Genomic DNA, 24,967 nt, shown 5'->3' with positions numbered 1-24,967 from the left:
GGGTTGTCATGGCGCATTGCGATTTCCCTTGGGTCAAGGTGCTGCGTCTGTTGCAGGGCGTGGTCCTTGCCGTAACGCTGGCGGCAGGGCTGACCGCCTTGCCGGCCCAAGCCGATACGCGCGGGGCGGAATACTTCACCAACCTGCCGCTGATCACCTCGGACGGCGACGAAGTCGCCTTCTTCGACGACCTGCTCAAGGACCGCATCGTCGTGGTGAACTTCTTCTACACCGAATGTACCGATCTGTGCTCGCTCACCACCGCGCGGCTGGCGCAGGTCTATGACTGGCTCGGCGAACGCATGGGGCGCGACGTGTTCTTCGTTTCCATCACGCTGGACCCGGAAAACGACACGCCGGAAAAGCTCGCCACTTTCAAGCAGGGCTTCAACGCTGATCGTGGCTGGACCTTCCTCACCGGCAGCCGCGAGAATATCGACATCATCCGCGCCAAACTTGGTGAAAAGGCCCGCGCCCTGGCGCTGCACCGCACCGATATGGTGATCGGCAATGCCAAGACCGGGGTCTGGCGGCGTTCCTCGGTCATGGGCAGCCTGACCATCGCCCTGCAATCCATTCTGGAACTCGATCCCGACTGGCACAACAGCACGCAGACCAATGCGCAGGCGCTGGAAGCCGCGCTTAAGATCAACACGGTCTACGACCTCTCGGCCCATCCCGGAGAGGCGATCTTTCTGGGTGCCTGTGCCTCGTGCCACACGATCGGGCTGGGCGAACGCTTCGGCCCCGATCTTGCCGCCGTCACCCTGCGGCGCGAAGAGGACTGGCTGAAAACCTTCATCATGGACCCCGACCTTGTTCTCGCCTCCGGCGATGAGACAGCGCAGATGCTGGATGCAGACTATCCCGGCGTGGTCATGCCCAATCTCGGCCTGAACCCGGTGGATGTGGCCGATCTGATGTCTTACCTCAAGGCTGCCGATGCCCGCCTTGCGGCCGCGGAACAAGAGGCCGCCGACAGCTTTGCCGCCTTCGAATCCGCGCATGGGCTGACCCGGGCCGACTAAACCGTCATCGCCTCCACGCTCAATACCGTCGGCAGATGCCGCGCAATCTCATGCCACTGCGCGCCCCGGTCGCGGCTGGCAAAGACCGATCCGCTGTTGGTGCCGAAATACACCCCCGTCGGGCTGCCCCGATCCACCGTCATCGCCTGCCGCAGCACGGTGAAAAAGCAATCCTTCACCGGCAGCCCATCGGTCATCGCCTGCCAGCTTTCGCCCCCATCCTCCGACCGGTAAACTGCCGCCGAGGCCCCCGGTGGATAGCGCCCCTTCGTGTCGCCATTCAGGGGAAAGGTCCACAACCGGCGCGGATCCGCCGGATCGACCGCGATGGGAAAGCCGAAATCGCTGGGCAGACCCGCCGTGATCGGATGCCAGCTTCGCCCGCCATCCGGGCTGCGAAACACGCCGTGGTGGTTCTGCTGATACATCAGATCGCCACCCTGTCCCGGCGCACGCACCATGTTGTGGACGCAAAACCCCAGCTCATGCCCTGCGCCATGGGCATGGTCGTGATGGTCGTGATGCGCGTCCCCTTCATTCGACAGGCGGTTGCGCCGGTCCCAGCTTTTCCCGCCATCTTCGGTGGCGAACACCCCCGCCGCGCTTATGCCCACCCACAGCTTCGCCGTATCCCCCGGATCGCCCACGATGGTGTGCAACACCAGCCCGGCCCCGCCCGGCTCCCATTCCGGGCGCGATGGATGCGTGCTTAGCCCCGCCACCTCGGCCCAGTTTTCCCCGCCATCCCGGCTTTCATACAGTGCGGCAGGCTTTGCCCCGGCATAGATCGCCCCGCCCGACAGGCCCAGCGACCACAGCGCATCCACCTGACCGCTGAACGGCGCAGGGGGCGCGGGGCCACGGCCCAGATATTCCGCCATGCCCGGATCGGCGGCTAGAAACGCATCCATCTTGCCATTCGACAGCAACGACAGCACCCATGTCGCGCCGCCATCCTCGGATCGCCAGACGCCCGCGCCGTGCCATTCGCTGCCGCCCGCCGCCCACAGCCGCCCGGTCTGCGGATCACCAACCACATGGTTGATGGGCCAGCCATCGCAATGCGGCCCCGACACGGCCCAGCCCTGCCTTTCCCCATCAGACCGCAGAACAAACGCGCCTTTGCTGGTACCGACCAGCACCGTCACCGCACCCGCCATCTGCCGCCCTCCCCGCCGCTGACGGAGCAAAGCCTAGCACCTGAACCTGAGTCGTGAATGCCCGATCTGCCGCGCCCGTTACAGCACGCCAATATCCGCCTGCGCGACAGAAACGGATTTCACGATGGCAAAGACCTCTGCCCCGTCGTGCAACCCCATCGCCATGGCCGACCGCCGGGTGATCCGCACCAGCAGCGGGTCGCCGCCCACGGACAGCCGGATCAACGCCCCCGGCCCATCCCCCATCCGCAGCGCTGTCACCACGGCGGGCAGCACGTTTAGCGCGGAAAGCCCCTCAGGCCGCGCGCGCGACAGGATCACGTCCTGCGCTGCAATCCGTATCCGCACCGCGCTGCCCACAGCCGCATCCACATGCGGCAACCAGACTGGCCCCGCCGCCGTCTCCAGCCGGGTCAGCCCGTCGCCTTCATGCGCGGCCACGCGGGCGGGCAGGATCGACCCCGCCTCGCGCAGGCCCAACACGGGCGCCAACCCCGGATCAGCCAGCATATCGGCCACCGGCCCCGCCGCGCGGATGCGCCCGCCCTCCATCACCACCAAGGTTGTCGCAAGACGCGCCACCTCGGCCATGGCATGGCTGACATACAGGATCGGGATATCCGTTCCGTCGCGCAGCCGTTCCAGCCAGGGCAGAATTTCGGCCTTGCGCGCCTCGTCCAGCGCGGCCAGCGGTTCATCCATCAGCAAGAGGCGCGGGTTCGATAGCAGCGCCCGCCCGATGGCCACACGCTGCTTTTCGCCGCCGGACAATGCCACCGGATGACGGTCCAGCAGCCCGCCGATCCCCAGCAAGTCCACCACCGCGTCCAGCGTCACGCCGCCCTTGGGCGCGAACCAGCGCCCATAGGTCAGGTTCTGCCGCACGGTCAGATGCGGGAACAGCCGCGCGTCTTGGAACACATAGCCCAGCCTGCGCCGATGCGGCGGAAGGGCCACCCCACCGGTGCGGTCAAACAACACCGCGCCCCCGGCGCTGATCCGGCCACGGTCGGGCATCAACAACCCCGCCACCGCATTGACCACCGTCGTCTTGCCAGACCCGGACCGCCCGAACAGCGCCGTCACCCCCGGCGGCGCGTCAAAGGCCACGTCCAGCGCGAAACCGGGGAAGGCGTGGGCAATGGCGACAGACAGGCTCATCCCAGCCCCCCGATCCGCCGCGCCACGCGCCGCGCGATCCATTCCGACGCGATCAGCGCCCCCATCGCCACGATGATCGACACGATCACCAACCGGAACGCCTGTGCATCGCCCCCCGGCACCTGAATAAAGGCGTAGATGGCCGATGGCAGGGTCTGCGTCTCACCCGGAATGTTCGACACAAAGGTGATCGTCGCGCCAAACTCCCCCATCGCCTTGGCAAAAGCCAGCACCGCGCCCGCCAGTACGCCGGGAAGGATCAGCGGCAGCGTCACCGTCACAAACACCCAAACGGGCGATGCGCCCAGCGTGCCTGCGGCCTGTTCCAGCTTTGGGTCCACCGCCTCGAACGCCAGCCTGATGGCGCGCACCATCAGGGGAAAGGCCATCACCGCTGCCGCCAGCACCGCGCCGGTCCAGCGAAAGGCCAGCACGATGCCGAACCATTGGTCAAGGAACTGCCCCACATACCCGCGCCGCCCAAAGGTCAGCAGCAGCAGATAGCCCGTCACCACGGGCGGCAGGATCAGCGGAAGATGCACCAGCCCATTCAGCACCTGCTTGCCCGGAAAGTCCCGCCTTGCCAGCAGCCAAGCCACCCAGATGCCCAAGGGCAGGCTGATCAGCGTCGCCCAGAACGCCACCCGCAGCGACAGCGCCACCGCCTGCCATTCCGTCGGCGACAGCAAGTCCGTCATCAGCGGGTGATCCGAAGGTAGGGCATGGCGGTCCTTTGCGGGCAGCGGGGTCGGGGGCCAATATGGCCCCCCGCCTCGCCCCGCGACAAGCGGCTTCTGCCCGCCTTATCCGCCCAGAACGATCAGGTCACGCGCGGACAGGCTGACCTCGGTCTGCGTGCCGATGGCGGGCGGCGGCGCGTCCATCCGGTTGAACGTGTCCAGCGCGACGACAGACCCGCCCGCCCGCGCCCGCACCCGGATGATCGACCCCAGAAACTCCACGCTTTCAATCGTCGCGGGCAGCACCACATCCGCGCCCTCGACCCGGCCCAGCTGCACCGATTCCGGCCGCAGGGCCAGCGCAAGGCTTGCGCCCTTGCCCGCCGTGATAGGTTCGGCAAGCGTCACCGGCACCCCGGCCAGCGTCACCGATTGCGGCCCCGTCACCGCGCCGTCGAAGATGTTCAGCGTGCCCACGAACGTCGCCACAAAGCGCGTCGCAGGGCGGTTATACACCTCAAACGGTGCGCCCACCTGTTCGGCGATCCCGCCGTTCATCACCACCACGCGGTCCGACATCGACAGCGCCTCTTCCTGATCATGCGTCACGAAGATGGTGGTGATCCCCAATTCCCGCTGAATCTCCCGGATTTCATTGCGCAATGACACCCGCACCTTCGCATCCAGCGCCGATAGCGGTTCGTCCAGCAACAACACCCGCGGCGAAGGCGCCAAGGCCCGCGCCAGTGCCACCCGCTGCTGCTGCCCACCCGACAGCTGGAACGGATAGCGCCCCCGCATTTCCGACAACCCGATCAGGCGCAGCATCTCATCCACCCGCGCCTCACGCGCGGCCTTTTCCACGCCCTTCACCTTCAACCCGAAGGCCACATTCTCGGCCACGGTCATGTTGGGAAACAGCGCATAGGCCTGAAACATCATCCCGATGTTGCGCTGATTGGCCTTCAGCGCCGTCACATCCTGACCGTCGATCACGATCCCGCCCGATGTCGGCACCTCAAATCCCGCCACCATGCGCAGCACGGTCGTCTTGCCACAGCCCGATGGGCCCAGCAGCGAGATGAACTCACCCTTTTCCACGTTCAGGTTGAAATCCTTGACCACGCGGTTCGTGCCAAAGGACTTTTCCAGATGGGACAGCTGCAAAAAGGACATCAGGCCTTCGCCCTTTCATGTTTGGAAAACCGGGTGACAAGCTGCATGAGCCCCATGCACCCCCAGGTGATGGCAAAGGCAATCACCGCCAGCGCGGGCGGCTCATAGGCGCGGTTCGCGCCCAGCAGCTGCATATAGGGGCCAAAGGCCGGGCGGTTCAGCAGCGCCGCCATGGTAAACTCGCCCATCACGATGGCCAGCGTCAGGAACGCCCCCGACAGCACCGCCACCATCACATTGGGCAGGATGATCTTGGCCAGAATGGTCATCCACCCCGCGCCAAGGCTTTGCGCCGCTTCGGTCAGCACGCCCACATCAATCGTGCGCAGCCCGGTATCGACCGAGCGGTACATATAAGGCAGCGCCAGCGTGGCATATCCCATGGTCAGCAGGATATCCGTCCCCAACGCCGACCCGGTCATCGGCAGAAAGCTGGATGTGTTGTACAGCCGGATATAGCCGAACACGATCACGATGGCCGGAATCACCAAGGGCAGCAGCGTGATGAATTCCACAAAGGGCCGCGCTTGCGGCAGCTTCAACCGCACCCAATAGGCCGTCGGCACCACCAGCACGACCCCCACCACGATTGTCGCCGCCGACAGGGCCAGCGAATAGCCGAAGGTCGCCCAGAAGGCCGGGTCGGCAAAGACCACGGCATAGGCGTCGAACGAATATTCCCCCCGCCGCATCTTCAGGCTGAATTCCGTCATCCCCACCAAGGGCAGCAGGAAGAACAGCACGCCAAGGAACAGCGTGATCCAGGCGATCAGACGCATCATTTCAGCCACCTTTCCGACCGCACGCGCAGCCAGATATACAGGATGTTCGCCGCCGCCGTGATGACGATCATCCCGAAGGCCAGCGCATATCCAAGGTTCGGGTTGCCCAGCACATCCCCCCGGATCTGCGCAAACAGCTTGATCGGCACGATGTTCAACTGCGGCCCGGTCAGGGCGAATGCCGTGGCCACCGCGCCAAAGGCATTGGCAAACAGCAGCGCGAAAGTGCCAAGGATCGACGGAAACAGGATGGGCAGCGCCACCATGCGCCAATACTGCACGCCCGTCGCGCCCAGCACCGCCGCCGCCTCGCGCCATTCGCGCTTCAACCCGTCCAGCGCGGGGGTGATGATCAGGATCATCAGCGGAATCTGGAAAAACAGATAGGTGATCACCAACCCCCAAAAGGACAGCAGGTTAAACCCCATCGCCCGCAGGTTGATGCCGAATTCGGTCCTCAGCCAAACCGTGATCAGGCCCACAGGCCCCAGCGTGGCGATAAAGGCGAATGCCAGCGGCACACCCGCGAAATTCGACGCCACGCCCGAAAATGTCAGCAAGGGCGACCGCACGCCCTTGGGCAGCCCGCCAAAGACCACCGCCGCCGCCAACGCAAAGCCCGCGGCGCAGCCAAGGGCCGCGGTAATGAAAGACAGCTTGATGGATGTCCAATAGGCCGAACGGATCGAATCCGTGTTCAGATCGGCCAGGTTCTGCAAGGTGAACCCGCCCTCCGGCGTCTGGAATGCGCCCAGAACGATGCGCATCGTCGGCATGATCAGGAACAAAAGCGCGAACAGCGCAAAGGGCACTATGCCCAACCATTCCAGCGGAAGCCGCCGTGTCGGGCGCCGTGTCGGGTGCGGCATCGGATGCCGGTTCGGATCGGTCGCCATCGGTCCCCCTGATCTTGGCGGCTCTGTCGGCTGCCTTGAAACGAAGTGCCTGCCCCGGCGCGAACCGGGGCAGGCGATGCTGTCACGCGGACAGATTACTCGGCCACATTGGCGCCGACAACGGCATCCCAGCCACCGGTGACGGCGGCCTTGTTGGCGTCAACTTCTTCCAGCGTCGGGAAGTAGGCGGCTTCATAGGATTCTGCCGGGGGCAGGGCATCCAGCAGGTCCTGCGGGATCTTGCCGGCAGCGGCCATCGCGTTGAAGCGCGCCGGGTGGCAATAGCCCTTCAGCCAGCCAAGCTGACCTTCATCGCTATAGAGGTACTCCATCCACAGCTTCGCAGCGTTCGGCTGCGGGGCATAGGCGGAAATGGCCTGCACATAGACACCGGCCAGAACGCCCGACTTCGGCACGACCACCTCAACCGGCGGGTTGCCCGCCAGCGTGTCGCGTGCGGCCAGCGCGTTGTAGTCCCACATGATGACGATGGGCGTGGTGCCCTGCGCCAGCGTGCCGGCCTTGCCGATGACGGGAACGAAGTTGCCCGCGTCATTCAGCGCCTTGAAGAAGTCCAGCCCGGCCTTGCCAGCGGCTTCGCCCGGTGCAGCACCGGTCGACATGCCCGCCGCCAGAACACCCAGGATCGCCTGGTTCGACGCGCGCGGATCACCGGCCAGCGAAACCATGCCAGCATATTCCGGCTTGAGCAGATCAGCCCAATCCTGCGGCACGTTCTCGACCATGTCCTTGTTCACAAGGAAGGACATCACGCCGTAATAGTCGGCATACCAATGGCCTTCGGGATCTTTGATGCTTTCCGGGATCTCGTCCCAGGTTGCAACCTTGTAGGGCTGGGTCAGGCCTTCGGATTTGGCCTGCGGACCAAAGGCAAGGCCCACATCCAGAACGTCAGGGGCCTGCGGGCCCTTGTTGTCTTTGTTGGCCTTCACGGCCTCAAGCTCGTCTGCCGAACCCGCATCGGGGTTCAGTTCGTTGACGGTGATTTCCGGATACTTCGCCTTGAACCCGGCGATCACGTCGCCATAGCCGCACCAGTCATGCGGCAGCGCGATGGTGGACAGCATACCTTCGGCCTTTGCAGCGGCCTCCAGCTCTTCCATCGACTGCGCCTGCGCCACAGGCGCCAGCAGCATCCCGGCAATGCTTGCCGAAGCAAACAGCATGTTACGAATCTTCATGTGAACGTCTCCCCGTTCGTGTTTTCGTCCTGATCCGGCCGCACGCCAAAGGCCATGCGGTTTCCCCCATCAGCAGCGTTGGACGGTCCCAGACCGTAGACACACGCTAATGGCGGAAATGCCGACTCAGCAAGCCTCGTCGCATATGATTGTAACAATTTTTCCGCCCGAAGCGCGGCTGAAAGGATTTTGTCAGTAAGGGGATGGGGCGAGTCGCCGGGGCTGCGGTGGGAAGGTTAATCGAAACCTTTCCGCCGAATTATACCCCAGTGCGTATGCACAGCCGTCTGCACCGGGCGCTGCACCGCCTGCTGCACGGCTACCCTAGACCCAAGCTGTTGGAAAGTCACAAGTTTAATGCACCGCGCGCAGCCCTGCACCGGACGCATGACGCCGTTGCAAAACCAACCCTTACACCCCCCGGCCTGCGGGCATAGGTCAGGGGTCACAAGGAGAATACCGATGTCCGACCTGATCCGCCTTCCCGCCGACGCCAAGGCCAAAGCCGCCTCTGATGCGGCACTGGCGCAGATGTATGGCTACTATGCCTATGACTGGAAGCCGTTCACCCCGGCCATCCTGCCGGGCGCGAAACAGGCTGCCTGACCTTAGCAACGGGCGCGGAAAGCCACCGCGTTCGATGCTGCGCCGAAAATCACAAGAATTCCGTGGCTTACCGCGCGCGAAACGCAGGTCCCCAAAGACTGGGACACTGTCGAAAACCTGATAGTCAACTGTCTGTCATCAGCCTCAGGGACCGCAATCCGCGGTCAGATGAGCGAACGATTTCGCCCGTCAGACGCCCCGTTCATGCGCTGTACCTCAAGCACAACCTCAAGCCGATTGCGTGCGTTGAACTTCTGCATGATCTGGGTCATGTAATGCTTCACCGTCTTGTCCGACAGGTTCAGCTTGTTCGCGATCTCTTTGTTGGAAGACCCGTTCAGCAATTCCTGCACCACCTGATCCTCGCGCGAATTGAGCGCAACCGAGGCCCGTTCCGCCTTGCGCTGATCGGCAATTCGCATCTCGCGGATGACCTTCGACGCCATGGAGGAAGAGATGAATTCCTTGCCCGCCGCAACCTCTTCGATCGCGTAGAACAGATCACCGCCCGAACTGCCCTTCAGGACAAATCCGTTCGCACCCGCCCCCAGAACCTGCATGCAGATATCCGGGCTGGCCGCTGCGGTGAAGACAAGGATCTTGACCTCGGGCCGCTCGGCCCGGATCTCGCGGATCGTTTCGATCATGTCTCCGGGAAGGTTAAGGTCGGCGATCAGAACATCACACCCACCTTCACGAACAAGGCGGAGGGCAGCTTCCGCCGTAGAACCAGTCCCGACAACGCTGTACTGCGCATGAGCGCGCAGGATGTCGACAAGACCGGCGAGCACAATCGGATGATCGTCAACAAGTACTAGGTTCAGCATTTCAATCCCACTTGCCGGTTCGGATCGGTTACCCCGATCGCTTCCCATGGCCCCCAGAATTAACCTACATTAATTGCGGCACAGGTCTAAACGGAAGTTTATATGCCGCCGCCTTTCGGACATACACTTGCCATAATTGGTATGTTTCGCCCCTTATAATTCAATCGCTTGCGCGGACGTCGTTTCGCAGATCGCAACAACGGCGAAATTCGCGCCATCGAAATCAGGCGGAACTGTGTCGGAACTTGGGCCTGTTCCCAGATGTCTTTCGCGCGAAGGTTGAATGTCGGAATTCCGGCGAAACTGATGGTTAGCGCCACGGCGTAAAATGATTCGCGCGCCCCCTGCGCCCCGTTGGCGGAAAAAGGGTCAGAGCGTTTCACCCATCGTTACAAGGCGGAAACCCGCGCAGGTCGCTGATCGATCCAGGCGTTCAACTCTGCGCTGCGAACCGGTGCCCACACGTCACGCCATTGGACCTAGGTCTGACAAACCATTGGACCGCAGACGAACGGATTGTTGGACCACGGGCATTTGTCGGATCGGCGGTTCCTTGCGACCCTTCCTCCTTAATACGCGCGCCTCGTTTCCGCTGGGCATTCATCCGATCTGACACAGGGAATATCAAAATGGTCCACGTTAACCGCCATGACCTGGAATTCATTCTTCAGCAAATCGAGATCGCTGAACGTCACGCAGCCGGCGAGGATCTTCGCGATCTGGTGCCCGACACCCATCTTCCCTACGGTCTGCGTACAGTAAACGGGACATTCAACAACCTTGTCGAAGGCCGGGAACTCTGGGGTTCGGCCGACCAGCTGATGCCGCGCCTTTTGCCCGCGAACTTTCTGACAGCGGATCCGTCCCCCTTCGGCCCGCCCGGCGGCGCGCCGACTTCCTACGCACAGACCTCCGGCAACGTGTTCGACTCGGACCCGCGCCTGATCTCAAACCTGATCGTCGATCAGTCGATGTCGAACATTGCCGCTGTGGCAGCCTGGCTGCTGCGCTTCGGGACAGAGGCGCCGTCTGCCGTTGTCGCCACTGCGCAGGAACTCGTCGATCTATATGACACCTATCAGACTGCGCTCCGCGCCGACCCTGCCTCGGCGGCCACTGCTGATGCCAAAACAGCATTGGATGCGCGGATAGCCGACACGGGGATCGAGATCGACCCTTCGCCCGATGGACAAACCTACAATGTCCGTATCCCCGACGTCTCGCCCGACGAGGGGCTGACCGCCCCCTTCAACTCGTGGATGACGATGTTCGGCCAGTTCTTCGACCACGGGCTCGACCTCGTGTCCAAGGGCGGCGCAGGCACCGTCTATATTCCCCTGGCCGAGGATGACCCGCTCTACGTCGCAGGGTCGCGCACGAATTTCATGGTCCTGACCCGCGCCACCAACACCATCACACCGGGGGCAGACGGTATCCTCGGCACCGCAGACGACCAGCGCGAACATATGAACAGGACCACGCCCTGGGTCGATCAGAACCAGACCTACACCTCACACGCGTCGCATCAGGCGTTCTTGCGGGAGTATGTCCGCGTCGATGGTCAAACCGTCTCGACCGGCGAACTGCTGCACGGTCCTGGTGACGGCATGGCAACCTGGGCCGATGTAAAGGCGCAGGCGCGCAACCTGCTTGGTATCGAACTGGATGATTTTGATGTTCACGGCGTGCCGCTGCTGGCCACCGATGAATACGGAAATCTGGAACTTGGCCCCAACGGCTATGCCCAGATCATCAAGATCGTCCGAAATGCGGATGGCACCCCGCAGATCGTGGACGGCATCGTCGTCACCGAGCTTGTCGAGGGTATCCCCCCCGCAGCGCCGGGCACTCCGGCCCTCGTGGATACGACGGATGCGGTTCCCACCGGCCATGCCTTCCTCGAAGACATCGCCCACACGGCCAACCCGACCACCTATGATGCAGACCGCAATCCGGCGACGACTGACGATGTCTTTACCATGACGGCAGACCTCGACGGTGTGATCGGTGTGACCGATGCAGCCGATTTCCTGCCCAATGGCGTTCGCACCGCCTATGACAACGAACTGCTGGACCGCCACTTCATGGCAGGCGACGGACGGGCCAACGAAAACTTCGGCCTGACCGCCGTTCACCACATCTTCCATTCGGAACATAACCGCCAGGTCGATGCCATGAAGGCGACGATCCTGGAAACCAATGATCTGGCCTTCATCAATCAATGGCTGCGTGTGGACCTTGAGCCGGGAACTGTCCCAAGCTCGGTCGATCCCGCGACGCTGATCTGGGATGGCGAACGCCTGTTCCAATCGGCCCGCTTCGCCACCGAGATGCAGTATCAGCACATGGTGTTCGAAGAATTCGCCCGCCGCGTGCATCCCGGCATCGACGCCTTCGTGTTCAACTCGATCACCGATCTGGACCCGGCGATCTTTGCCGAATTCGCCCATGTCGTCTATCGCTTCGGCCATTCCATGCTGACCGAGAATGTCGACACGGTCCGCTTCGTTGCGGGTGCCGGTGACACGGTGACAGTCGAGCGTGACAACACCGGTCTGATCGACGCCTTCCTGAACCCCATTGCCTTCGACAACGACCGCACAATCACCGCGGATCAGGCCGCAGGTGCGGTGATCCGGGGCATGACAGCGGAAACCGGCAACGCCATCGACGAATTTGTCACCAGCGCGCTGCGCAACAACCTGGTCGGTTTGCCGCTGGACCTTGCCGCGCTGAACATCGCGCGGGGTCGTGAAACCGGGGTGCCGTCGCTTCAGGTGGCCCGCCAGACGTTCTATGAGGCCAGCGGCTCCGATTGGCTGCGCCCCTACACAAGCTGGGCGGATTTCGCGGTCAACCTCAAGAACTCCGCCTCGATCATCAACTTCATCGCGGCCTATGGCACCCACGCCTCGATCCTTGCGGCTGCCACGGCTGATGACAAACGCGAAGCGGCCATGAAACTTGTGCTGGGTGATAGCACCCTTACCGGCGCGGCCTTCACCGAATTCGAGGCAGACCGCCGCGACTTCCTGAACGCGGCGGGCGACTATGCAGGCGATGCGGCGCTGGGCGGTCTGAACAATGTCGACTTCTGGATCGGCGGTCTTGCCGAACAGATCATGCCCTTCGGCGGGATGCTGGGGTCGACCTTTGCCTTCGTGTTCGAGGTGCAGCTTGAAAACCTGCAGAACAATGACCGCTTCTACTATCTGACCCGGACGCAGGGTCTGAACATGATCAATGAACTGGAGAATAACTCCTTTGCGTCGATCATCATGCGCAACAGCGACTTTGGCGAAGGCGGCAGCCACCTGCCGGGCGAGGTGTTCGGCAATGTCGACCACATCCTCGAGGTCGATATGCGCTACCAGCTTGAGGCTGATCCGACCAATGCGGAATTCGATCCCTTCCTCGGTGCGATTGGCCGCTCAAAGGTGGAACGCGACACCGACGGTCTGACTGTCGGCGCGCGCGACTATGACAACCTGCTTCAGTTCCGGGGCGGCGAACATGTCGTCCTTGGCGGCACCGCCGAGCGCGACGTCCTGATCGGGGATATCGGCGACGATACCCATTGGGGTGACGGCGGGAATGACCTGCTGATCGGCGGGGCCGGGGTCAACCACATGCACGGCGGGGCGGGCGACGACATCATCCTCGATGGCGGCGACGTATCCTTCCTGCATGGCGAGGACGGCAACGATATCCTCCATTCCGGCGCGGGTGCGGCGGAACTGGTCTTTGGCGGGCGCGGCGTCGATGTGCTGATCATGGGCGAAGACGATGCCAAGGTCGCGACCGCAGGGGAAGGCAACGACTTCCTCCTCGGCGGGGCAGGGGCCGATCTCCTGCACGGCAACGAAGGCGACGACTGGATCGAAGGCGCAGGCGGGTTCGACGTCATCTCGGGTGACAACTCGGAACTGTTCTTCAACTCCACCATCATCGGCCATGACATCATGTTCGCCGGCGACAACGAAACCGACTTCGACGCCGAAAGCGGCGACGACATCATGGTGATGGGCGAAAGCGTGATCCGCGCCGAAGGCATGTTCGGGTTCGACTGGGTCACCTACAAAGATGTTCGCATCGCCGCCGACCTCGATCTGAACCGCAAGATCTTTGCCACCGACCAGCAGGATATCCTGCGCAACCGCTTTGACCGGGTGGAAGGCGCATCAGGTTTTGATCAGGATGACCTCATTCTCGGTGATGACCGCGCCGGTGGCGATGTTGATCCAGCGGTCACGCTTGGCCAGAACGAAACCACTTTTGCCGGCCATGAACTCACCACGGCAGGCATCGCCCGTATCGCCGGCTTGGGCACATTGCTGGGCAGCTATGTCGACTCCGCCAGCCTGACAAAGGGCAATATCCTTCTGGGCGGTGGTGGCAGCGATGTCATCATGGGCCGCGGCGGTGACGATTTCATCGACGGCGACCACTGGCTGAATGTGCGGATTGAAATCCTCGATCGCATCAGCGGCGTGGTCACGCGGTCCATCGACAGCCTGTCCGAAATCATGGTGGAACTGCTCGACGGGTCCATCAACCCGACCCAGCTTCGGATGGTGCGTGAAGTTGTGGACGGCAATGCCACGGGCGATTCCGACACGGCACAATTCTGGGACGTGCGCGAAAACTATGTCATCACCCGCCTTGCCGACCGGGTGATCGTGACCCACGTCACCGAGAGCGATCCGGCTGACCTTGGCTTCACCGAAGCACAGGCCCTGAACCTGTTCAACGAAGGTACGGATACGCTGCGCAATATCGAAGTGCTGCGGTTCAATGATGGTGACGTGGCGGTCAGCAGCCTGATCGTGGATCGGCCTGCAACGGCAACGATCACCATTTCCGATACTACGCCGACTGTCGGCCAAGTGCTTTCCGTCAGCGTGACCGCGCTGGTAGATCCCGATGGTCCGGCGGCCCCGGCCTTTACCCTGCAATGGCAGCACCTGCATGACGGGACGTGGACCGATCTTGAAGGCGAAACCGGTGCCACTTTCGCCCCCACGGCGGATGAAGCGGGCGAGCCGCTGCGCGTGGTCGTGACAGTGACCGATGCCAATAACAACGTGACGCAGCTGATCTCGGGCGAAACCGCCAACATCGCTCCGGCCATCACCGGGACAGCGGCGGCCGAGATTCTGGCCGGCACGCCGCAGGATGACTTCATCGATGCGCTGGGCGGCAATGACACCGTCAACGCAGGCGGTGGCGTGGATACGGTCAGCGGTGGTGAGGGGGCCGACCTCATCAACGGCGAAGGCGGCACAGACCTGCTGTTTGGCGATGCCGGCGCAGACGTGATCTTCGGCGGCGCGGCGGCAGACATCCTGAATGGCGATGGCGGCGCAGACATCCTGAACGGTGATGGTGGCGCGGATATCCTGAACGGTGGCGCTGGGGCCGATGCCCTGTTCGGCGGCGCCGGGGCTGACAGCATCTTTGGCGGTGCGGGCAATGATCAGGTGACCTGGAATGTCGGCGAAGGGCGCGACATTGTGGATGGCGGCATCGAAGGTGCGGCAGGCGACACGATGATCGTGAACGGCGATGCGACGGTGGAAACCTTTACGGTCTTTACTGCTGCGGCCTTCCTTGCACTGGGCGGCACCCGTGCCGTGCAGGCCGGGACGGAAATCGTCATCACCCGCAACGGCACCGGCAATGGCGCTGTCATCGCGGAACTTCGCGACATCGAAGAGATCGTCATTAACACCGGCGACGGGGCGGATACTGTGACCGCTGTGGGTGACTTCACCCCCACCGGGCTGGACGTCAACACCATCACCATCAACGGGTCTGCCGCAGATGACACGGTGGATATCTCGGGACTTGCTTCGGCGCACCGCATCCTGTTCCGGTCGGGTGGTGGCAATGACACCATCGTCGGCACCCTGCGCGCGCAGGATGTGATCGAGGTGCCGGCCGGGGCCAACCCGGCGGCCTACACGGCTGCTGACAATGGCAACGGCACGGTCACCATGACGAATGGCAGCCATGCCGTCACCTTTGCCGGTTCGATCAGCGCGCTTCCGTCGCTGACGAATAGCAGTGGTGGCACGGGCAATGGTGGCACGGGCGGCGGCAATACCCCCGTCACGCAACTGACCGCCAATGACGCGGCAGGCCTGCTGAACCTCGTCCGTGGCATCAACCCGGATGGCAACGATGATGCCGCAAACGCGCTGGGCATCCGCACCCTGACCGGCGAAGGCAACAACCCGGCCGACCCGACATTGGGCGCGCATGGCGAACCCTTCATCCGCATCACGCCAAACCGCTCGGGCGAACGCGAAGAGGGCGGCGTGAACAACGCGGTCAACCCGATCTTCGATGGCCTCGATCCGCGCAACATCTCGAACATCATCGGCACGCAAGAGGCGGGCACGCCCCAAAGCGCCGATGCCAACATCTTCTTCATGGCCTTTGCCCAATACTTTGACCATGGCCTCAGCTTCATCCCCAAGGGTGGCGCTGGCAGCATCCAGATCGGCGATCCGGGCACCGGGCCGCGTACGCAGAACCCGGCAGACCTCAGCCGCGCTTCTGTTGTTGGCTTCGATGAAGACGGAGCCGCGCAGCACCTGAACATCACCTCGCCCTTCGTGGATCAGAACCAGGTCTACGGCTCCACCACCCTGATCGGCCAACTCCTGCGCGAAAGCGATGGCGATGGCGGGCTGGGGGCGAGGGTGCTCCTCGGTGCGGCAGACCCGTCTGCCCCCGGCTTCCAACTGCTGCCCACCCTGCGCGGGGTGCTGGAACACCACATCGAAGCAGGTACCGTCTTTACCGGCGGCGGGCTTCCGGCGGGTGGCCAGACATTGCTGGACTACTATCCAGGCCTTCTGAACGCCGATGGCAGCTTCAACAGCGCCGTGGTGGCCCAGCTTGCCAGCAACTTCATGGGTGAAGGCCAGCCTCTGCTGCTGGACGCGAACCCCTATATCAACTTGCTCGATCACATCGTGGCAGGCGATGGCCGGGTGAATGAAAACGTCACCCTCACCTCGATGCACACGATCTTTGCCCGCAACCACAACTATCATGTGGATCAGCTGGAGGCGCTGTATGACGCGGGCAACACAACCCTGACGCCCGAGGAACTGTTCCAGGCGGCCAAGATCGTGAACGAGGCCGAATATCAGCGCGTCGTGTTCACCGAATTCGCCGAAAAACTTCTCGGCGGCGTCGGGATCCGCGGCGAAGGCGATCACGGCTTTACCGAATGGAACCCCGAGACGGATGCCGCGATCAGCCAGGAATTCGCCTCGGCCGTCTATCGCTTTGGCCACACGATGATCGGGCAGACAATCTCGGTCACCAATCCGGATGGCAGCACGTCGCAGGTGTCGCTCTTCGATGCCTTCCTGAACCCGACGAATGCCGAAGGGGCCTTTACCCAAAGCCTCGCCACGCTGGCACAGTTCGGCTACGTGCCGCAGCCGGGTTACACCCAGCTTGGCGCCGGGGCCGTCCTCAGCGGGATTGCCGGTCAACCGGCGGAAGAGGTGGACGTCAACATCGTCGACGGTGTGCGCAACGATCTGGTCCGTGTCAGCGCCGACCTCTTCTCCTTCAACGTGGCCCGTGGCCGCGATGTGGGGATCGGCACCCTGAACCAGGTGAAGGCCGCCCTCTTGGCCTCGCAAAGCCCCTATATCCAAGAGGCGCTCAGCTTCCTGAACGCCAACACCCTGCAACCCTACACAAGCTGGGCGGATTTCGGGGCGCGCAACAACCTGTCGGCGGCAGTTCTGGCCCAGTTCCAGCAAGCCTATCCCGATCTGGTGCTGGCGGATCAGGCGGCAGCCGATGCCTTTGCTGAACTGAACCCTGACATCGCCCTTGTGGCAAATGCCAACGGCACCTTCACCGTCAAGGGGATCGACCGTGTCGATCTCTGGGTCGGCGGGCTGGCCGAAGCCAAGGTCAATGGCGGGATCGTGGGGTCCACCTTCTGGGCGATCATCCACGAACAGCTTGACCGCCTGCAGGAAGGCGATCGCTTCTACTATGTCGACCGGCTGGAAAACTTCGACCTCTACGAAAACTTCGTCGAAGGCCAGGGTTTCGCAGAGATCGTCATGCGCAACACCGGGCTGACCGGTCTGAACGAGCGCATCTTCGAAGTCTCGGACGAAGACAATGCCGGGGGCGGAGATGGTGACAACGCCGGTGGCGGCGACGGCGATAATGCCGGCGGTGGCGATGACGGCAATACCGGCGGCAATGACGATGACAATGACGGTGACGACGACTCGGCCGGTGGCGACACCGGAAGCGGCGGCTCGGGCAGCGGCGATGACGAAGGCGACGATGACTCGGCCGGCAACGGCACCGGCAGCGGGTCCGGGTCCGGGTCGGGCAGCGGATCGGGCACTGGCACAGGTTCGGGTTCCGGCACAGGCTCGGGGACTGGAACCGGGTCTGGCACGGGCACTGGAACTGGAACTGGAACTGGCACCGGTTCGGGCACTGGAACCCCGGCACCGGCACCGGCCCCGGAACTGGAAGGTGTGGTGCTGATGCCTGGCTCCACGGCAGGCGTGCAGGTCGGCGGTGCAGGCGATGACGTGATCGTCGGCGGCGAGCAGGGCGATGCCCTGCTTGGCAAGGGCGGTGCAGACATCATCCTCGGCAACGGCGGCAATGACGTGGCCGTCGGCGGATCGGGCGCTGATGTGGTCGAAGGCGGCGCTGGCCGCGATGTGCAGCTGGGCGGTGAAGGCGACGACATCTTCATCGTGCAGGATGCCGATGGGGCCGACATGATCTTTGGCGGGGCGGGCAGCGATACGCTTGATCTCTCTGCGGTCCTGGGTGGCGCGGTCATCGACCTGGGGGCCTATACGCCCATCGGAACCGCGCGGTCGGGCGGCGTCACCGACCATCTGGTCGGCATCGAGAATGTCATCGGCAGTCAGGGCGATGACGTGATCCGGGGCTCGCTTTCGATCAACGTGATGACCGGGGGGGATGGCGAGGATGTCTTCGTCTTCGTCTCAGCCGGGACTGCCAATGGCGACGTGATCACCGACTTCCTTCCGGGCGACCGGATCGACCTGTCGGGGATCGACGCGGTGGTGGGAACCAACGGCAACCAGACCTTTACCCTTGCGGGTCAGGGCACCACTGCGGCGGGCAATCTGGTGATCCGCGAGGTGGCGACGGCCGACGGTGTGGACACGCTGATCGAAGGCTTCACCGATGCCGACGACGCAGCAGACTTCACCCTGACCCTGCGCGGCGCGCATAACCTGGATGGGTCATCGTTCAACCTGTAACCACGTTTCCCCCCGGCCAGCACAATCTGGCCGGGGGGTCACAAGCGGCCGTTTAAGACCTTTGTCCAACGGATTGCGCGACTCTGTTCCATGACGGAATCAAGCCGGAAAATCCTAGCCTTGGGCAAGTGGGAGAGGTTCGTACTTTCCGTTCCCCTCCCGTTAGGGCCAGTCAGTGGCCCATTCGCAGGAATGATACGAGGCGAACATGGCGCACCCGACATCCACACCCGATCCACTGGCGCTGCGCAAGGCGCGGGAGTTGTTGAACGCGGACCTTGCAAGATACGGGTGGGCGCTGTTTGGCATATCGGGTTTGATCAGCGTTCTGGCTCTGACCGGGTCGTTCTACATGCTTCAGGTCTATGACCGCGCGCTCACCTCCGGGTCGGTGCAGACGCTGGTCTTCCTGTCCATTCTCGCGCTGGCGCTTTACCTCGTTCAAGGCGGGTTCGACGCCATCCGCAGCCAGGTCCTTGTGCGCATCGGCGCGCGGCTTGACCAGCGACTTGCCCCGCTATCGCACAAGGTGGCCATCGACATGCCGCGCTACGGCTTTTCGACGACCGAGGCGCTGGAACGCGGGCGCACCGTCGATACCTTGCGCAACTTCCTCGGCTCTTCGGCCCCGGGGGCGATCTTCGATCTGCCCTTCGTTCCGATCTTCATCATCTTCGTCTATTTTCTGCATCCCGTGCTGGGCGCAGTGACGCTGGGCGGGGCGGTGGTTCTGGCGCTGCTCACGATGGTGGCCGAATACAAATCGCGCGATCTGGCCAAATCGGCGCATAAGGCGCTGGTGATCCGCAATACCATCTCGGAATCCAACACCCGCAATTCGGAAACCCTGATCGCGATGGGGGCAACTGGCCGCGCCGTAGACCGTTTCGCCATCGCCAACCGTCAGCATCTGGATCTTCAGACCCGCGCATCCGACATCACCGGCACGATGGGCGCGATGTCACGCGTTCTGCGGATGCTGCTGCAATCAGGGCTTCTGGGTCTTGGTGCCTTCTACACCATTCAGGGAGAACTGTCGGCGGGTGCCATCATCGCCGTCTCGGTCGCCTCGGGCCGCGCGCTTGCGCCCATCGACCAGGTCATCGCGAACTGGAAGGGCATCGTCGGCGCGCGCCACGCCTGGGGCCAGCTGCGTGACACGTTGGTGGCACTGTCATCGGAAAAGACGCCCGTCATGCTGCCCACGCCAAAGCAATCGCTGCGGGTCGAAAACCTGACGGTCGCCTCACCTGCCAATGGCCGGGTGCTGCTGTCGGACGTGAGCTTCGAACTTGCGGCCGGTCAGGCCCTGGCGATCATCGGTCCTTCGGGCGGCGGCAAATCCACGTTGATGCGGGCACTAGCGGGGGTCTGGCCCGTTCTGCGCGGCTCCATCCGTTACGATGACGTTGACCTTTCGCAATGGGATCCCGCGCGTGCAGGCGAAATCATCGGCTTCCTGCCGCAGGAAGTGGGCCTGTTCAACGGCACTGTCCGCGACAACATCAGCCGCTTCGATCCCAGCCGTGAAACCGATGCCGTCTACAAGGCGGCGGTGGCGGCGAATGTGCACAAGATGATTGTTCAGCTTCCCGACGGCTATGACACCGAAGTGGGCGCTCTCGGCACCGCGCTTTCCGCCGGGCAGCGCCAGCGCATCGGTCTGGCCCGCGCGCTCTATCAGGATCCGTTCGTCGTGCTGCTGGATGAACCCAATGCCTCACTTGATGCCGTTGGCGAACGGGCACTGAATGACACGATCCGCGCCATCCGTGACCGCGGCGGCATTGCCGTCATCGTCGCGCATCGGCCCAGCGTTCTGGCGGCCGTCGATATGGTGGCGGCCGTGCATGCCGGCCGTCTGGCCGCGTTCGGCACCAAGGAAGAGGTTTTGGGCAATCGTGACGGCAAGGTGGTTGCACCGACCCATGTAGCGGGCAGTGACCAGGTCACCGTGGGTGCCGCCGAGTATGAACTTGGCGCCATCGCAAATGCAAACTGACGGGAGGCTGATGTGGAAATCCAGACCAAGCACCGCAAGTCTGCCGAACAGAACCGGCCCAAGGGGCGTGCGCTCTTTGCCCTTGCCGAACGAAAGGAAGCGCCTTTCGCCGCGATGCTTGCGGCCCTGACGCTGGCGATGGCGGGCTATGTGAAGTCAGCCTTTGGCAATACGCCGCTGACCGAGGATCTGACCACCCAGCCGTCTGATCGGACCAGCGTGCAAGACGCCGCCGTGTCCCGAAAGCCAGAGATGGAGATGGCCAATCCATTGCTCGCCTTCGACGATCCCGAAGAACAGCCGATCGTCATCGGCAAACTAGAGGATGACGTCGACCTAGGCCGCATCGGGCGCGGCCCGGGAATGCTGGATCTGTCGCGCTTCTTTCCTGAAACTGTTCCAGCTTTGGATATCCACAATTCCTCTTTCGCGGACCAACCCGACAGCGATACGCCCCCGATGAAACCCCTGCTTGACGACGGTGTCAGTCTGCTCACCGGCACGCCGAACCTCGGCGGTGGCGGTCAGGCCGGGGGTGGGGCAGGGACGAAAGGCCCGTCAGGTCCGGGTGCCGAAGAGGGCGCCGATGCGATTGCTGGCGTGAACTTTGACGCTCTCTTTGCCCAGCTTGCCGCGGTCGTGCGCCCCTTCCATCCAACCACCGTGCGCGAGATCAGCGATCTTGCGATCGGGGATTGGGTCAGCCAGCACGAACTCTATCGTCTGCGCGGCGGCGAGACGCTGCCCGATATGGATGCCGCCTATCTGGCGCGGGAAGACCGCACCTTCGACACGGTGACCAACCCGGATTCGCGCGAAGCCTTCATTGACCAATTCTTTCCGGCGTCGACCGCTGCTGATCCTGCAATGCCCGAAGCGACCCTGTCCGAAGCTATGACCGCCGCGGCCATGCAACCCGAACCGCTTCTGTCCACCGATACCAATACCGGCCTGCTCTAGGCGGACCGTCCAAAGCTGCACCGGGCCAAAGCCCACGGAGATACCCTTATGATGTCGCCGGCTTCAAAATCCTCCTTCCCACCCGATCCGGTGGCGGCATTTTCCCTGCGCGGACGGCTGATCGTAGCGGCGGCGCTGACCTTGTTCCTGATCGGCGGCATTGGGGCCTGGGCCATGACGGCACGGCTTGATTCTGCGGTCATCGGGTCTGGTTCGGTACTGATCAAGACAGATGTCCAGAACATCCAGCATGTCGATGGCGGCACTCTGAACCAGATCCTCGTCAGCCCCGGTGATCGCGTCACAGCGGACCAAGCCGTGCTGATTCTGGATGCCTTCGACCTTGAAACCCGCATCGGCATGCTCGAGGCGCAGCTGATGGAAGCCGAAGCCCGCGCCGCCCGTCTTGCCGCCGAACGTGATGCCACGGAAATGGTTCTTCCTGCCACTTTCGCATCCGATGATGCCGACTATCTTCGGATCGTCGAAGGCGAGCGTCGCCTGATGAATGAAAACCGCATCAACCGCGAGGTGGAACTTCAGGCGCTTGGTTTGCAGGCCGATCAGTTGCGCTTTGACACACAGGCGCTTCGGGCCCGGCAGACATCACTGGGCGAAGAACTCGCACTGGTGCAGGACTCTCTGGCCCGCTTTGAAAAACTCCAGAATGCCGGGTCGGTTGAAAAGTCGCGCATTGATGAAATTCAGCGCGACCTCAGCCGTATCCGGGGCGAGATGGGCGAAACGACCGCAAACCTGGCGCGCAACGAAGCCCGTCAGACCGAAATCACCCTGGAACGCGACCGGATGCTGTCGATGGCGAAATCCGAGGCCCACCGTGAATTCCGGACGCTGGAGCCGCAGATCACCGATCTGCGCCAACAACTGAACGCGGTGCGCGAGAAAAAGGACCGCACCATCCTGCGCGCCCCCGTGACCGGCGTGGTCAACGAAGTGAACGTCTCGACGGTGGGTGAGGTGGTCGCGCCCGGCAAGACGCTGATCACCGTGGTGCCCGAACAAAGCGATCTTGTGATCGAATTCCGCATCTCGACCACCGACATCGATGCGATCCAGCCCGGCCAGAAGGCCCGCCTGCGCTTTGCGGCGTTCAATCAGCGCCTGACGCCGGAAATCGACGGTGTCGTCGAAACCATCGCCGCCGCCGCCGTCATAGACCCGCAGACCGGGATGTCCTACTACACCGCCCGCGCCAAGGCGACCGGCGACACCTCTGTCCTTGGCGACCGTGGCCTGGTGCCGGGAATGCCGGTCGAGGTTTACATCCCCACCGCCGAGCGCGTGGTGATGTCCTATATTCTCCAGCCGCTGCTGGATCAGATGAACCGCGGCATGCGCGAAGAGTAGCCGAGAACACGCCAAATCCTTTGCCGTCTCCGTCGAAATATGCTGCAAGTTAACGGAGTTTAACTGTGAGACACGGCAAAGGCCCTCGGGCCGAAAGACCGGAGACAGGGAGGGGTCATGGCACCCGGCGTGATCCGTCTTGGTGGCAAGCAGAGGCTGGGCCCTATACTGCCTTCGGCGATAACTACATGACCCAGATCCTCAGATTTCTTAATTCGGTCGGGTTGACGGCGCAATTTCTTCTGCTCGCCGCCGTCCTCTACACCGTTCTGGTCGTTGGTGCGGGCCGCATTCAGAACAGCCTGATCTCGGATCGCATGATCGAAGGGTCGCTGGAAATCGAACAGGCGCTTGCAAGAGGCGTTCTGTTATCCGTTCTGGGTGACGAACCGGTGCGGGACTTCCTTCCCACCACCATGCGGCACCGCCTCGATCAGGCGACCTCAACGCAGATCGACCCCGATTACATCAACAAGATCAAGATCTGGAGCCTGGACGGCGCGCTGGTCTATGATTCCGCGGTACCGATCCATGCGCTTGAACAACTGGATCCGGCGGTGGCGCGCGCGCTGCGCGGCGAAACCGTGATCCTAAAGGCAAGCGACGACAGCCCGGAAAACGTTGACGAAATAGGCCTCGGGTCCGTGGTCTATGAAGTTTACATGCCCCTTTTGAACAGCCGCGGCGAAATCATCGCAGTGGGCGAAATCTACTGCAGTGTGGAACTGCTGCTCGGGCGAATCTCCGCCTTGCTCGAGGCGACGGATTTCATCCGCGTCGCCTCGCTCGTGATCGGCATCGCGGGTCTGGCCGTTCTCGTGGCCTTCGCCCAACGTCGCCTACGGCGGCAAGAACAGTCGATCGAGGAAAGCCTCGCCCGATCAGATGAACTGGCTGCAAAGAACCAGCACCTCTTCAACGAATCCGAACGCCTTCGGACGCAAGCCTCGCAGATCAGCGAAGCCCTGCTCACGCGGATCGGGTCAGAACTGCATGACGGGCCGATCCAGCTTCTCAGCATTGCGGCTCTCTATCGCAGCCAACTTGTCCATGCCGAGGCGGACCAGCCCACCGCGAAGAAGGCCAGCGAACTTCTCGATGCCGCATTGGCCGATCTGCGCTCAATCTCGACCGGTCTGGTGCTGCCAACTTTGGACGGGCTTACGCTTGGGGAAACCCTTCGCCTAGCGGTTCAGAACTTCCGCGCCGAATGCGGGACAAAGGTGGCGCTCAAGATCGATGGCGTCGACGCCATGCTGTCACAGGACGTCCGAACTGCAATCTACCGAATTGTGTCCGAGGCACTTCACAACGCCCGTAAACATGCCGAAGGACTCGGTATTTCGGTCGAGGCACAGATTGCCGATCACGTGTTGACCGTCAGCATCTCTGACAAGGGGCCGGGAATTCGCCCCAACGCGGTGGAAGAACGACCTCAGCAGAGTGTTCCGTTGGGACTGACCGGTATGCGCAACCGCGCCAAAAGCATCGGGGCACGGCTCGATATCAACAGCCGGCCCGGACGTGGGACACAGATCCGCCTGTCATTGGACCTTGATGACACGATTGCTGACGTTCTCGGTCCGTCGGGTGATGCGCCCGACACTGACCCGACACCTCGCCCGGCAGGGTCGCAAGTCATGGCCTTCCGTCGCGATCCCTGAACACCGGCCAAGGCCGATACGGCGGACAAATCCGCTGACCGTGCCAGTAACCGACAGGTGCCACTTTGGTCAGCCGGGCTGGGAACCAATCGACGTGTCTGCATCCATGGTAAAGAGAGGATGTCCCCCCGTCGACCCGCTGCCGCGCAGAAA

Annotated in this window: 15 protein-coding genes; 7 read left to right on the top strand and 8 right to left on the bottom strand. The window is 62.9% G+C overall.

Translation table 11 applies throughout. From position 1 onward, the window contains the following. The first annotated feature begins 8 nt into the window (after positions 1–8). Entirely contained in the window at positions 9–1,028 is a 1,020-nt protein-coding gene (locus RSE12_00570) for an SCO family protein (GenBank protein WRH62860.1), read from the top strand. Here the strand turns inward: RSE12_00570 and RSE12_00565 are convergent. The 7 genes from RSE12_00565 to RSE12_00535 all read right to left on the bottom strand — a co-directional run bounded on the left by RSE12_00565 (position 1,025) and on the right by RSE12_00535 (position 8,085). Further along, positions 1,025–2,188: an exo-alpha-sialidase gene (locus RSE12_00565; GenBank protein ID WRH62859.1), complete on the bottom strand. Its 1,164-nt coding sequence runs from the start codon at positions 2,186–2,188 to the stop codon at positions 1,025–1,027. The genes RSE12_00570 and RSE12_00565 overlap by 4 nt on opposite strands. Before the next feature lie 78 nt (positions 2,189–2,266). Beyond that, positions 2,267–3,349 (bottom strand): molybdenum ABC transporter ATP-binding protein, encoded by a 1,083-nt coding sequence (gene modC, locus RSE12_00560; GenBank protein WRH62858.1) that lies wholly within the window; start codon positions 3,347–3,349, stop codon positions 2,267–2,269. Then, on the bottom strand, positions 3,346–4,047 hold the full coding sequence (gene modB, locus RSE12_00555) for a molybdate ABC transporter permease subunit (protein ID WRH62857.1): 702 nt from the start codon (positions 4,045–4,047) through the stop codon (positions 3,346–3,348). The genes modC and modB overlap by 4 nt, the downstream gene beginning before the upstream one ends. Positions 4,048–4,152: 105 nt before the next feature. Continuing rightward, entirely contained in the window at positions 4,153–5,205 is a 1,053-nt protein-coding gene (locus RSE12_00550) for an ABC transporter ATP-binding protein (GenBank protein WRH62856.1), read from the bottom strand. Beyond that, positions 5,205–5,987 (bottom strand): ABC transporter permease subunit, encoded by a 783-nt coding sequence (locus RSE12_00545; GenBank protein ID WRH62855.1) that lies wholly within the window; start codon positions 5,985–5,987, stop codon positions 5,205–5,207. The genes RSE12_00550 and RSE12_00545 overlap by 1 nt, the downstream gene beginning before the upstream one ends. Then, positions 5,984–6,856 (bottom strand): ABC transporter permease subunit, encoded by an 873-nt coding sequence (locus tag RSE12_00540; GenBank protein WRH64704.1) that lies wholly within the window; start codon positions 6,854–6,856, stop codon positions 5,984–5,986. The genes RSE12_00545 and RSE12_00540 overlap by 4 nt, the downstream gene beginning before the upstream one ends. A gap of 122 nt (positions 6,857–6,978) precedes the next feature. Then, complete coding sequence (locus RSE12_00535; protein WRH62854.1) at positions 6,979–8,085, bottom strand: ABC transporter substrate-binding protein; 1,107 nt, start codon at positions 8,083–8,085, stop codon at positions 6,979–6,981. A 462-nt stretch (positions 8,086–8,547) separates the two neighbouring features. On the opposite strand from RSE12_00535, the gene RSE12_00530 reads away from it, so the two are divergent. Beyond that, the gene (locus RSE12_00530; protein WRH62853.1) at positions 8,548–8,691 is read left to right on the top strand and encodes a hypothetical protein; all 144 of its coding nucleotides are present in this window, start codon (positions 8,548–8,550) and stop codon (positions 8,689–8,691) included. Between the two features lie 164 nt (positions 8,692–8,855). Here the strand turns inward: RSE12_00530 and RSE12_00525 are convergent, their stop codons facing one another. Then, positions 8,856–9,518, bottom strand: a complete 663-nt coding sequence (locus RSE12_00525; GenBank protein WRH62852.1) for a response regulator transcription factor — start codon at positions 9,516–9,518, stop codon at positions 8,856–8,858. A 629-nt stretch (positions 9,519–10,147) separates the two neighbouring features. Here RSE12_00525 and RSE12_00520 point away from each other — a divergent pair. The 5 genes from RSE12_00520 to RSE12_00500 all read left to right on the top strand — a co-directional run bounded on the left by RSE12_00520 (position 10,148) and on the right by RSE12_00500 (position 24,814). Beyond that, entirely contained in the window at positions 10,148–18,820 is an 8,673-nt protein-coding gene (locus RSE12_00520) for a peroxidase family protein (protein WRH62851.1), read from the top strand. A gap of 208 nt (positions 18,821–19,028) precedes the next feature. Beyond that, positions 19,029–20,822 carry a type I secretion system permease/ATPase gene (locus RSE12_00515; GenBank protein ID WRH62850.1) on the top strand — a complete coding sequence of 598 codons (1,794 nt, stop codon included), beginning with the start codon at positions 19,029–19,031 and terminating at the stop codon, positions 20,820–20,822. Positions 20,823–20,834: 12 nt separating this feature from the next. After that, positions 20,835–21,782: a hypothetical protein gene (locus RSE12_00510; GenBank protein WRH62849.1), complete on the top strand. Its 948-nt coding sequence runs from the start codon at positions 20,835–20,837 to the stop codon at positions 21,780–21,782. 48 nt (positions 21,783–21,830) lie between these two features. Continuing rightward, entirely contained in the window at positions 21,831–23,150 is a 1,320-nt protein-coding gene (locus RSE12_00505) for an HlyD family type I secretion periplasmic adaptor subunit (GenBank protein ID WRH62848.1), read from the top strand. 188 nt (positions 23,151–23,338) lie between these two features. Then, positions 23,339–24,814 (top strand): ATP-binding protein, encoded by a 1,476-nt coding sequence (locus RSE12_00500; protein ID WRH62847.1) that lies wholly within the window; start codon positions 23,339–23,341, stop codon positions 24,812–24,814. Positions 24,815–24,967 lie beyond the last annotated feature (153 nt).

The sequence above is a fragment of the Fuscovulum sp. genome, assembly GCA_035192965.1.
Classification (GTDB): domain Bacteria; phylum Pseudomonadota; class Alphaproteobacteria; order Rhodobacterales; family Rhodobacteraceae; genus Paragemmobacter.
This window is presented reverse-complemented; position numbering and strand designations above follow the sequence as displayed.